This window comes from Paraglaciecola sp., assembly GCF_051252315.1.
Taxonomy (GTDB): Bacteria; Pseudomonadota; Gammaproteobacteria; order Enterobacterales; family Alteromonadaceae; genus Paraglaciecola.
In genome coordinates, this window is the sequence record NZ_JBPOFP010000128.1 from 1 (window position 1) to 11,834 (window position 11,834).

Here is an 11,834-nt window from a genome sequence, read left to right on the forward strand (position 1 = left end):
GTTGACATTAGTGAATGTTTCCAACCAGACACAATTAATTATGTACTTAAAGCCGGTGAAGAATATTTAGATTTTAACCAATTAGAAGCTGACGTTTCAGAACAATCTATATTTAGAAAAAATGGAAAGGTTGCACTGTCTTACGGAATGAACAAAATAAGACTATCTGCAATTGCTTCATATAGAAAAGTGACTTACTTAGAAAGTGGCAGAACACGACTAAACAACACCATTAGCCTGAACTTGAATTACAAACTAAGTCATAAAACGAACATCAGTTTGAACGCTAGCCAAGGAAAAGATAAGGAAAACAACGATTTATTTTATGACACAAACAGAAACATAAGTATCAAAGTCAACCGAAGTTTAAACAAATCGTTACGGTTATCCTTGAGTGCTAGATATCTAAACCGCGACTCGGAAGATTTGACTTTCGGTTACTTTGTGACCGACAAACGATTAACCCTAGGGTTAAACTACAGTTTTAACTAGTTACTGGCTAAATTTTCAGGAACAACGCCTTAAATCAAGGCGTTGTTTATTATGACAATAACTGCCTTTCTCAAAAGTACAAATCAAAACCAACTAACCCACTTCCTGAAAGTCACCAAAAAATCGCATGCCTAGTTTTACATCTTGGATAATATGTAATTGATTAAAGGGGCTTTTAGCGGCGCTTTCTTTTTCTAACAAAAAGCTGTGTTTGTTTTGTTGAGGTAAACCTTCGTATTCAGCCACTATTTGGAATAACCAGATCTCTGGATCCCAATCTAATTCATTTTCAGCAAGATATTCCACACCACTTATAGGTTGTTCGCTATCAATCACTTTAATGAAGAAGTCTTCTACATCTTTGGCCAACTGTTTTTGTTTGGTGGCCACCATATTTTGTACTGCAACCGCAAACCCTTCGGTTTTCTGTTCTGAATGTTTATCCTGCTCAGGCTCTCTAGGCACCGCTCTAGCTAACTCAGCTAAGGCATAACCATCTTGAGCTCTATCTAATGCAACAAAGGCTTGGGCGTGGATACCATGAGCTTGATTGACCACAGCAGGTACTTGACTACGATTTGGGTAATCTCCAACTTGGAAGTTAGGGTGCTGGCGTAAAAAGGCACTCATCTTGTTAATTAATAAAGCACGATCTTGTTGTTGACGGAACCTGGCCATCAGTAACACCAAACGTTTTTGCACTTCTAGTAATGAGCCTGAGTGTTCAGAAATCCGCGCTTGTAACTGACTCACCAATAACTTGCGTAGTGCGCCATCACTGCCCGCTAGTTGAATTAAATCATCAAAGTTGATGATGCCAAACCCATCTAATATACGCCTGAGTTGACGTTGAGCTAATTCAATTTCTAATATTTTGTCATCTAAGCTACTGACAAATCCAAATTCAGTATTTAACCGGTGCCAAAGGCTTTCAATTGCATCGCCAAATTGCCCAGTCATGTCGTGTACACGTTCGGTTAAAAGCTGCATATGATGTTCACTAGCAGCGTAGTCACCTTTTTGCCTTGCGGTTTGTAATGACTGAACCCGAGTTTGAATTTGGTCTAGATGTTCACCTACGTCAGAGTTGATCTGCCGTTTTCTTTCGTCTTGGGTCAGGCTAGCAATCAACTCGTTAACAATGGGCTTTAAACTCAGGGATTGTTGTTCATCGGGATAAAACAACACTCGTCCGTCGAGTAATTTTTGCAAGGCTTGTTGGGAAAAGGCGGATTCTCTCACCAGCCCTTCTACATAACCTTGCATTAAGGCACTGGCGTGTTTACCTATTAATTCTAAGCGTTCTTTCCCCAGTTCAAACAAAGGGTTACTTTTTGTTGCACCACTTTGTTTTTCGATATTAGATGGGCTTTTTTGTTGTTTTAAACCAGATGTTGAACTCAAAACATTGCCTCTTGTTCTGGCATTTCATCAATCGGCAGGTTTTCTTCGTCTTTAATAAATCTAACCAACTCAATTAGTTGTTCTATTTTTCCAGTGACAATATAAAATAAACGATCTTTATGAGGTTGATACAAGTAGCCTAATTCTTTAATGCATTTAAATACTTGTTTTATCTGCATATCAGGCTTTTCACTGGTCGACCTAAAGTGTCTGTCATTGGCTAAGTGAGACAACCTTTGCAGCAATGATTGGTTATCAACCACCTTAGATTCAAAATCTTGCAACTTAATTGTGTCACCCGCGGTTAATGCTCCATCACGGCCTAAGGCTTCTTGAACTAACTGCATCCACTCCAACATTGGCAATAAAGACTGTACCGTATTGGTAAACTGATGACTTAATTGCTGACGCGCACTTTGATTCAAATCACAATACGCTAAAAAATACACCGAACCATCGTCGTTCTTAGCAACACGCCTGTTTAGCGGCCGTAAAAAGTGGTTTAGGTCTTCTATCAAAGATTCGTTTTGTAACTTATGAAAACTATGTTCATCTGTTACAGCGCAAATAAATTCACCTTCTAATAAACGTTCAAGTAACGGACCATGTTCAATCATGCGACATTCTCCTGATTTTGGTTACTTGACGCTTTATTTTTCTCTTTATTTTTATCTGAGTTATGTTCAGTATTTTGTTCTACGTTTTGTTGCAGGCGCTGAGCAATTCGACTTAATTTAGGTTCGATTTTTTCCAATCTTTGTTTTTGTTTATCAATCAAATATCTATGTTTAAACAACATCAATACATCTGATTCTGGGTTCGGGAATGCACCCAGTATATGAATGTGGTTGGCGTCACAGGCGTTAAACAATTTTTCAACATTGTGATAAGCCAAGGTACCAATTTCATCAATTGGCCAATGAATATCTATCTTTGCCTGATTTCGTAACAAACGAGTGAAGGCCAATAAGAACTTACATAGAATCAGGTAAGCCATTCCATGACTGGATGACTCTAACAGCTGCCTATCATTCTTAATCACTAAGTCCGAGCCGCCTTCGTTTAAATGAAGCTCTAAACGCAACAAGGATTCAATACTGTAATTTGCATTACTTGGTAATACTTCAACAACATCTGCTAACGTATCTAAGTATGCTTCACTTGGCAGAAATGCTTCCGATTTATTCCATTTATCATATTGCTGAGCAAAACGTTTTAACGGTGTCCAAAAGTTTAACTCGTCAACCGTAGAAATAATTTTCACTTCCGAACGAGCAATGCCATCCAAGGTTAAATCATCTGACACTTCGTCAGTTAAACGCTTACTTTGTTGGGCGATTTTTCTGTTGATATCACTAAATACAACAAAGAATTTGTTTAAGTCGCCCCCTATGGTTTCCCCTTGTTCTACTATTTGTCGTTGGCGAGACTCCAAAATACTGAGGAGGCGCTGTAAAATGGGTAACCTATCTCGAACATTCGCGTCCTCATCTAATACACTAAAGGCTTGGATCATGGTGTCTAAGAAATCTTTTCCGGCATCTTTACCTAAGTTAGCTTCAAACTCTGTTAAGCCTTCTTTAAGTTTTTTCTCGCCACGACTACGGCTTTCTAACGCTTCTGAACAACGGTTTATTCGCTCTGCTTGGTCGCCCAAATTAATGGTATTTTCAGCTGTTGGTTCAAAAGCAAACACTATATGAGCCAACTGGCGCACCATAGGCTCTATCTCTGTAATTAAAGAAGCAAAACCAGCTAACGCTTTATCCACCTCAGACAAGGCTTTGGACAACTCATCACGTTTAGCCTGATATTGATGGCGCAGATTATTATGTTGTTGCTCTAATTGTTGAGCCAGTGATTTTAATTCAGCTTCTTGTTCTAACAGCTCTGGACGTTGCTTCAACCAATCAGTTTGCATAAAGGTTTTATATTCATTCAATTCATCACGTCTTGCTGTGACGGCTTGAATAAGATTTTTTAGCGACTCCGTTTGTTGTTTAAGCTGTTTTAACGTATTGGGGTCGATATCTTTATTTGCCAACTCTTGATTAAAGGCATGTTCTAGTTGTTTTATTTGCTCGCGATTTTGCTCGCGTTTGTTTTCAACTTGATGTTCAAGCTCGTCAATTTGTTCATCTAAAACCGCCAGCTCATCCTGCCATCCGCTCTTAAATTCTAACATTTGTTCTTCAAAATCAGATTTAAGTAACTCTAGAGCTTGTTGCTTTTGACTAATAATCTGCTGCTTTTCATCAACACTTTTTTGTAATGCTTGTTGCGCTTGTTGGCGACGTTTATCTAAAACCGTTTTAAGTTCATCAGTAAATCTTTGCTTAGCACTTTGTGCATAAGCCACTTCTTGTTCAGCTTGCTCAAAAGCCCGGTTTTGTTCTGCTAAGGTTTCTCTTTGTAATTCAGCATCTTGATGGCATTGGTCCAAAGTCGCTTCTGCTTGTTTTTGATTTTTATCAGCGGTGGCTAAATGCCTTTTTGCTTGATCCAAAGATATCGCTAAATCCGTTTCATCTTGAGCAAACTCTGGCGCATCAATAATCGCCAAATCAAGCTCAATCCCCAATAGACTATTTAGCTCAGCGGTCTGGTCAGACAAATGAGGGGATAAATCTTTACGATCCAATAAAGGAGCATGGATCAACTTACCTAAATTTTGTTCCCACCCAGGTTTATTGTCTCGTAAAAACTGTCTTAAACTATCTTGCTCAGGAGACAGCTGTTTATTGATTTGCTGGAGTTCGTCTTTAGCTAATCGAGTGGCCTGTCTTGCACTGTGTAACATCTTGTCGGCTTCATCACGTTTAATACGCAATGCCTGATAGTTACTTTCTGCTTGATTTTTAGCACTCGAACTTTGTTGCCACGCTCTTTGCGCAAGCTCTAAACGTTTGTCAGCTAATGCGCCATTTTCTAATTCTTGCTGAGTAGGGGAAGCTTGGTTAGCTTGATGTTCTTGACGCACAATACTGCGTTCAATTTCAAGCAATTGCTCTTCAAACTCACCACTTTGTTGTTCTTTACGTAACTCAAACTGAGCGCGTAATTCAGCTTCTTTAGTTTGATGATTATGTCTAATCGTCTCTTTTTCAGCGCTAATGGTTTTAACTTTGTTTTGATTCTTACGAGACAAACGTTCTAAAGACTCTGCTAACTTAAATTTTTGTTGTTCAAGCTGACTTTGCAAATCGGTGTGTTGCTCAATTAATAAATTATATTGCTCAAGCTTTTGCTCATACTCTTCTCGTTTAAGAGGCAGAGAGTCCATATCTTTTTGTAGCTGGTCTACATCTGAATCTTGGTAATTCTCATATTGGTTTTGGATATGATCTAATCGTGAAGACTTAGCTTTAAGGTTCTCAGCTGTTTCACTAATCTTACTGTTGAGCGTTCCTTCTTGCAGTTCAAAGTTATGCTTTTCAGTTTCTTGCTGGCTTTTAACTTGATTACGTTGAGCTTGGGCATCAGCCTTCTTGGTCGCTAAAGCATGTAAGTCTTTTTCTAAAATAGGTTTAAGCTGCAACAATTGGTTTTCAACGGCATTCAGTTGTTCCGTTTGCACTTGAATTTTTTGATATTCGCCTTGCATAGACTGTAATCGCATGGTCTGACGCATTTGCGTAATCCATTCTCGCGCTTTGGTGTTTTTAACCGTAGTGGTAGGCTGAACTAACCCATCTTCTTCAAAAATAGCCGCAAGCATAGTCCGTAAGGTATCCATTTTACCTTCTTTAGCATGCACCGCGCTGACCAGCTTTTCCATATGTCGAATACGATGTTGACTAGCAACCAAACTAAAACGACTGGCTAGCTGACGTAGTTTAGTATTGTCGCGACTATTGGCTTTACCAACACTGGCATCATTTTGAATGATACTTCTGAATTCACTTGTGGCCTGAATTTTATGGGAGTAGTCAATGCTTAGCTGTTTTAACTGTTTTATCCACTGTTCTGGCAACATTGCTTGGACGTTACCTTTTTCTGTATCCACTAGTAATTGTTCTTGATGGTATCCCGCCTCAACTAAACGATACTGCACACCATCAGAGCCCTTACGAGTTAACACAACTTGGCATATCTGCCCTTCTTCCCGCTCATACTCGTAAATCAAATAACTATTAGCATGCGGCAAATAGAATTCATCAAACTTCTTACGGGTTTTAGGTACAACTTTACTGGGTAATTCACCGTAAAAAACTGGAATAAGTCGTTGTAGAGTAGTTTTACCGGATGCGTTGGTACCACAAATATTACTGTGACCAGACACATCAAGCTCAACAAAGCCAGGAAGATGACAATTTATTAGAATAATACGGCGTAACCCAGGCATACATGTCCTTCATCGGGGAAAACATAGATAAAACTTAGCCTTTAATTTTACCGATAAAATGCAAGATTTAATACCTAGAACACCATAATTATTAACAATTTAAAGTACTTTCTAAAAGGCGGGGGAGCTAAAATACTCAGTACAACTTAATCCGAACAATTATAAGGGGAAACGGGTAATATAATTGGAAAAACAAGCTAGTTTTACCAACACACTAACTTCACAGAATTGGATGTTACTCATGATTTTTTCAAAGCCCTTTGCTAACGTTTCTTTGTTAATAATTCTACTAAGCGTTTTGTTTGTTGTTCCCCAAGCCCAATCTTCAGAAAAGTCCGATAAACCTCAGCAAGCCATTATTCAAACATCTTTGAGTGAGATCCACATTGAGCTTTATACCAATAAAGCTCCAATTACAGCCAACAATTTTATTCGCTATATTCAAGCGGGGGCGTTTAATCAAGGTCGATTTTACCGTGTGGTGAGATTAGACAACGACAATGGTTCACCCAAGATTGAAGTGATACAAGGTGGGGCGAATCTAGAATTTAAAGACTTTGCTGCGATAAACCTAGAAACCACCGCGCAGTCTGGTATTAAACACTTAGACGGCACTTTATCTATGGCGCGAGGAGAGCCTAATTCTGCCACCTCGATGTTTTTTATCTGTGTTGGTCCTCAACCTTCCTTAGACTTTGGCGGAACGCGTAATCCAGACGGCCAGGGGTTTGCAACCTTTGGCAAGGTGATTAAAGGTATGGACATCGTGAAAAAAATCCATCGAATAAAAGATGCCTTAGACGTTGAAGATGAATACGTAAAAGGTCAAATGCTGAGCAACCCCATTAAAATACAGCATATAAGATTAAAACCTTAAGTCTGGCGTTTTAAAATTATGATCTTAATAGGCTTTAATTAAGTATAAGTATAACTCTAGGTTTATTTAAGGAAGCGTAAACATGTTTGGTTTTTTAAAATCTGATCCCGGTTTAAGATTGCGAAAGAAATTACGAAAGAAATATGACAACCTATCAACGCAAGCTATGTTAGCTCAGCGTAAAGGGGATATTAAAACTTACTCTTTGTTAACCGCTGAAGCCGAAACCCTATGGAATGAAATTCAGCAACTAAATATAAAACAAAGTTAATTTTAGTACTGGCTTTCAATCCAAGATTCAAAAATGAGGCAAGCCGATACACTGTCGACCTTCTGTTTGTCTAATTTTTTGTATCCGCCTAACTCGAATAGGCGAGCTTTAGCATCGACTGTGGTTAGACGTTCATCACAAGTTTCGACTTGCACTTTGTATTTGGCATTAAGACGGTTAGCAAACTTCTTTGCAGCAAAGGTTACTTGTTGATTAGTGCCATCCATATTAAGTGGTAAACCTACAACGGCTAGTTGCGGAGACCACTCATCAAAAACTTTCTGCAGATTATCCCAGTTAGGGATCCCATCAACCGCTTTTAAGGCATCTAGCGGAGAAGCAGTGCCTGTAATCTCTTGACCAACAGCTACGCCAATGCTTTTCGTACCAAAATCAAAAGCTAAAACAGTTCGCTGACCAATTTGAGGTTTAGGGCTCATTTAAGCGTGACCTACATCTGGGCCAAGCTGCCAAACGTCTATACCCAACTTATGTACTGCAGCTTCCCATTTTTTGTGGATAGGCACATCAAACAATATGTCTGTATCAGCTTCAACCATCAACCAAGCATTGTTTTGAATTTCTTCTTCTAACTGCCCAGCTGACCAACCTGCATACCCTAAAATAACTAAAGACTTTTCAGGAGCCTCCTCATTTCCTAAGGTAGACAAAATATCCTTAGACGTAGTTATCATGAGTTCTGATGTCATGGTGAGGCTTGAACTCCAACCTTCTTGGGTTGAATGTAATATAAAACCTCTATCCTGATTCACTGGCCCGCCCGCTAACACAATGCCTTCTGCTTTTTCATCTAATACATTTGCAGTTTCATCCGCTTGTGCGACTAACTCTTTTAATGTCATACCAACGGGTTGATTAATCACTAACCCCATTGTTCCCTCTTCATTGTGCTCACAAACATACACTACGGTGCGAGAAAAGTAAGGATCTTCCATAGTTGGAGAAGCTATCAATATATAGTTTTGCAGGCTTTGCATGTTCAGTGTTTTGCTCCTTAAACCTTGGCTAATCGTTTTTCAATTGCGTCAAATAGCATACCGGTAATATTAACGTCGTAAGCGGCTTCTATCTCGCGTACACAGGTAGGACTGGTAACGTTAATTTCAGTCACTCTATCACCGATCACATCTAACCCTACAAATATTAACCCCTTCTCCACTAATAAAGGAGCGATTGTTTCAGCTATTTTTAAATCAGACTCTGATAAAGGTTGAGGCCTGCCAGTGCCACCAGCAGCTAAATTACCGCGATTTTCACCTTTTGTTGGTAATCGTGCTAACGCATAGGGCACCACTTGGCCATCAACAATAAGAATACGTTTGTCCCCATCTTTGATTTCGGGCAAAAAACGTTGAAACATGGCATATCGGGAGCCTAATTCAGTCAGTGTTTCAATGATCACACCTAAATTATTACCGTCTTCTTTCACTCTAAATATCGAAGTCCCACCCATGCCGTCCAACGGTTTACAAATAATGTCTTTGTGATTTTGGTGAAACTCTCTAATTAAATTAGCGTCACGTGTCACTAACGTGTCTGCAACAAGATCTGGGAACCAGGATGTAAATAACTTTTCATTAAAATCGCGTAAGCTTTGCGCCTTATTCACCACTAACGTGCCCGCTTGCTCGGCTAATTCAAACATATGGGTGGCATAAATAAACTCGTTATCTACCGGCGGATCTTTACGCATTAAAATAACATCTAAATTAGCTAAACTTTGTCTCGTTTCATTATTAAGCTCAAACCAACTCTCTGCATTTTGCGTAACAGTTAGGTCTGACATCCTGGCCATAGGTTTGCCATTTTGTAAATACAAGTCAGACATTTCCATGTAATACAATTCATATCCACGAGCTTGCGCATCAAGCAACATCGCAAAACTGGTATCTTTTTTAATATTAATCGATTGGATGGGATCCATCACAATGCCAAGTTTAATGGTCAAAACGTATCCTTAGGAAAATAGATAATGAGATCATAGTTAAATTTACGACAGATATTACATCGGCGTAATCACTTAACAATACTAGACCTATATGTGGAGGTATTACTTACAAAATTCAAGACTACAGAATGTTTAAACAATGAAAACACTATGCTTGGAAAGGGCTACTTATGCGGATTGGTATTAGATAACTCATCTAAGGTAAATTTATACTTTCGAGTAACCTTTACTGTGTCGCCAGATTCTAAATCAGCGACGTATTCGCCATTAGAGTTAGGTGTAAGTTTAGTCAGTTTACTTAAGTTGATAATAGCGCCACGGTTAACTCTTGGAAAAAGAGCTGCATTTAGCTCTTGCTCCAATTGCTTTAAGGTTTTACGAATAATATGGGTTCCATCGATAGTGTGTACACACATATAATCCCCCGCAGCCTCAATCCAAACAATATTATCTAACTTAATTCGAAGCCATTGAGAACCACTTTTCATTGAAATAGTTTGTTGTAACTCTGCCATAGAAGCACTCTGCGACACTTCTAGGTTTTGCATAAAACCATCAATAGAATTGCCTGTTTTACGGTTCAATAACTCATCTAATTTTTTATGTTGTTTGGCTAAATCTAATGTACTAAAAGACTCTATTAATTTTTCTAAACAGCTTGCCAACCGCTCATCTGAAAAGGGTTTCAATAGATAGTCGAAAGCCTGAAATTCAAATGCATTTAATGCAAATTCTTTAAACGCAGTAACGAACACGATTTTAGGCGTAGGGATATCAGAAGCCGCTAACTTTTCAGCTAACTCCAATCCAGTTGAGCCAGGCATTTCAATATCTAAAAATGCTATATCAGGTTGATACGTTTTGATGGCAGTAAAAGCCTCGTTTCCGGAGGCGCATTCAGCTACCACATTAAACCGTGTGTCATTTTCTAAACGCAGCAACAAGCCTTCTCTGGCCAGAGGTTCGTCGTCAACGACTATGGCGCTAAGTTGGCAATTCATGCTCTTTCACAAGGAATAACAATCTTAACAAAATATCCCTCACTCATACCTTTAACTACCTCAAACTGATGATCCTCAGGATATAAAACACTCAATCTATTCATAATATTTTTTACCCCCACACCCGTGTGGCTAGAAGCGGTTTGCGTGGCTTCTGTAAGCCGATTATCGTATTCAGTTTGATTAGCTGGGCCATTATCATTCACATCAATATGTAAATAGTTATCTATACATTTGGCCTTAATTTGAATTAGGCCTCCTTCAGACATTTGTGCTATTGCGTACTTTATTGAATTTTCAACCAATGGTTGTAATAACAAACTTGGCACTAGCAAATTTTCAGCCTCAGGTTCAATTACAAACTCCACGGTTAGCCTTTCATCAAATCGCATCTTCTCAATTTCCAGATACAACATTAAAGCTTTTAATTCTTCGAATAACCTAATTTTTTTCTCGGGTTCATTATCCAAAGAAAAACGTAAAAAGGTAGAAAGTCGAATTAACATACCATTCGCCCTTTCTTTATTTCCCCTCAATACTAGAGTAGACACGGCGTTTAATGTATTAAATAAAAAATGGGGATTAATTTGATACCGCAACATTTTGATTTGGGAAATATGCGATAACTTAACAGCTTCGATGTGTTGTTGTTTTTCGCTAACAAGTCGATAGTGGTAATTAATGCCAAAGTACAAACTGCTCCAAACTAAAATCATAAAAAATGCATAGCTGATAGACATAAAAAGTGTATACCATTTAAAATCTTCTGGAGGCTGGCCTAAAATTAACGCTAACACGTCAAACCTCTCGTAAAAATACCACATAGACAAAGCTTTTAAGGGGGTCCAAACCATAGATACCAACAGACTTCCTGCCGTAATGACAAAAATAAGTTTCAAAGGTTTCAAGTTCCAACACCTTTGATAAATATATCGTAATGGCAGAGTAAGTGAAGCGGCGAACAAACCAGATAACAATAAGGGGTACAGCACATCACCACCTAACTTATTGTAATCTCTGTAAAAAAACACATTATCAATAGTAAAAATAACCACATACACAGTCCATCCTAAACTGTGAAACCACCAAAAAGAAGGCTTACTTTTATTTGCGATAAACTCTGCGGCAGTATTTGGCATGTTAATCTAAATCTCTTAATACGTGATCAATGCTAACCTTTAATAAAACCATTATGCTTCTAACCCTAAAAACTCGAATAATTGAGATTTGTGCCCCTGCCCTATTTTAACTTCGTCTCCATTGGTTAAGTGTAAGAGAGAAAAACGTCCTAACTCACTCGACAAAGAACTAATTTTACTGACATTGACCATAGCGGAGCGATGCACTCTTATAAATTTTGCAGGGTCTAATTGGTCTTCTAAATTTGATAATGTTTCTCTATGTAAACACATTTTACTTTCGCAATGTAGTTCAACGTAATTAGAAGAACCTTTAATCCACACAATGTCTTCTAC

Annotated in this window: 11 protein-coding genes and 1 pseudogene; 3 read left to right on the top strand and 9 right to left on the bottom strand. The window is 38.5% G+C overall.

Translation table 11 applies throughout. From position 1 onward, the window contains the following. Window positions 1-492, top strand: a pseudogene (locus ACSHXM_RS18445) (TIGR03016 family PEP-CTERM system-associated outer membrane protein); the annotation flags it as partial. A 93-nt stretch (window positions 493-585) separates the two neighbouring features. Here ACSHXM_RS18445 and ACSHXM_RS18450 read toward each other — a convergent pair. Genes ACSHXM_RS18450 through ACSHXM_RS18460 form a run of 3 tightly spaced genes read right to left on the bottom strand, consistent with a single transcriptional unit; the run spans window position 586 to window position 6,241 of the window. Continuing rightward, complete coding sequence (locus tag ACSHXM_RS18450; protein ID WP_435691257.1) at window positions 586-1,851, bottom strand: hypothetical protein; 1,266 nt, start codon at window positions 1,849-1,851, stop codon at window positions 586-588. A gap of 41 nt (window positions 1,852-1,892) precedes the next feature. Beyond that, complete coding sequence (locus ACSHXM_RS18455; RefSeq protein WP_435691236.1) at window positions 1,893-2,513, bottom strand: hypothetical protein; 621 nt, start codon at window positions 2,511-2,513, stop codon at window positions 1,893-1,895. Further along, complete coding sequence (locus ACSHXM_RS18460; RefSeq protein WP_435691238.1) at window positions 2,510-6,241, bottom strand: ATP-binding protein; 3,732 nt, start codon at window positions 6,239-6,241, stop codon at window positions 2,510-2,512. Before ACSHXM_RS18460 ends, ACSHXM_RS18455 begins: the two co-directional genes overlap by 4 nt. A 184-nt stretch (window positions 6,242-6,425) precedes the next feature. On the opposite strand from ACSHXM_RS18460, the gene ACSHXM_RS18465 reads away from it, so the two are divergent. Both ACSHXM_RS18465 and ACSHXM_RS18470 read left to right on the top strand, forming a co-directional pair. Then, window positions 6,426-7,118: a peptidylprolyl isomerase gene (locus ACSHXM_RS18465; RefSeq protein WP_435691240.1), complete on the top strand. Its 693-nt coding sequence runs from the start codon at window positions 6,426-6,428 to the stop codon at window positions 7,116-7,118. A gap of 82 nt (window positions 7,119-7,200) precedes the next feature. Continuing rightward, window positions 7,201-7,389: a DUF6435 family protein gene (locus ACSHXM_RS18470; RefSeq protein ID WP_435691242.1), complete on the top strand. Its 189-nt coding sequence runs from the start codon at window positions 7,201-7,203 to the stop codon at window positions 7,387-7,389. A gap of 2 nt (window positions 7,390-7,391) precedes the next feature. Here ACSHXM_RS18470 and ruvX read toward each other — a convergent pair whose 3' ends face one another. The 6 genes from ruvX to ACSHXM_RS18500 all read right to left on the bottom strand — a co-directional run. Then, the gene (gene ruvX, locus ACSHXM_RS18475; RefSeq protein WP_435691244.1) at window positions 7,392-7,829 is read right to left on the bottom strand and encodes a Holliday junction resolvase RuvX; all 438 of its coding nucleotides are present in this window, start codon (window positions 7,827-7,829) and stop codon (window positions 7,392-7,394) included. Next, a complete protein-coding gene (locus tag ACSHXM_RS18480; RefSeq protein ID WP_435691246.1) occupies window positions 7,830-8,387 on the bottom strand; it encodes a YqgE/AlgH family protein in 558 nt (185 codons plus the stop codon). 17 nt (window positions 8,388-8,404) lie between these two features. Then, window positions 8,405-9,358 carry a glutathione synthase gene (gshB, locus tag ACSHXM_RS18485; RefSeq protein WP_435691248.1) on the bottom strand — a complete coding sequence of 318 codons (954 nt, stop codon included), beginning with the start codon at window positions 9,356-9,358 and terminating at the stop codon, window positions 8,405-8,407. A gap of 164 nt (window positions 9,359-9,522) precedes the next feature. Then, the gene (locus ACSHXM_RS18490) at window positions 9,523-10,359 is read right to left on the bottom strand and encodes a LytR/AlgR family response regulator transcription factor (protein WP_435691250.1); all 837 of its coding nucleotides are present in this window, start codon (window positions 10,357-10,359) and stop codon (window positions 9,523-9,525) included. Next, window positions 10,356-11,498 carry a sensor histidine kinase gene (locus tag ACSHXM_RS18495; RefSeq protein ID WP_435691253.1) on the bottom strand — a complete coding sequence of 381 codons (1,143 nt, stop codon included), beginning with the start codon at window positions 11,496-11,498 and terminating at the stop codon, window positions 10,356-10,358. Before ACSHXM_RS18495 ends, ACSHXM_RS18490 begins: the two co-directional genes overlap by 4 nt. A 51-nt stretch (window positions 11,499-11,549) precedes the next feature. Then, window positions 11,550-11,834: LytR/AlgR family response regulator transcription factor (locus ACSHXM_RS18500; RefSeq protein WP_435691255.1), on the bottom strand; the 285-nt coding region annotated here is incomplete at its 5' end.

Coding starts and splice junctions, on each gene's coding strand:
- ACSHXM_RS18470 (WP_435691242.1), top strand. CDS start 7,201: ATGTTTGGTTTTTTAAAATCTGATCCCGGTTTAAGATTGCGAAAGAAA.
- ACSHXM_RS18460 (WP_435691238.1), bottom strand. CDS start 6,241: ATGCCTGGGTTACGCCGTATTATTCTAATAAATTGTCATCTTCCTGGC.
- ruvX (WP_435691244.1), bottom strand. CDS start 7,829: ATGAGCCCTAAACCTCAAATTGGTCAGCGAACTGTTTTAGCTTTTGAT.
- ACSHXM_RS18490 (WP_435691250.1), bottom strand. CDS start 10,359: ATGAATTGCCAACTTAGCGCCATAGTCGTTGACGACGAACCTCTGGCC.
- ACSHXM_RS18455 (WP_435691236.1), bottom strand. CDS start 2,513: ATGATTGAACATGGTCCGTTACTTGAACGTTTATTAGAAGGTGAATTT.
- ACSHXM_RS18495 (WP_435691253.1), bottom strand. CDS start 11,498: ATGCCAAATACTGCCGCAGAGTTTATCGCAAATAAAAGTAAGCCTTCT.
- ACSHXM_RS18480 (WP_435691246.1), bottom strand. CDS start 8,387: ATGCAAAGCCTGCAAAACTATATATTGATAGCTTCTCCAACTATGGAA.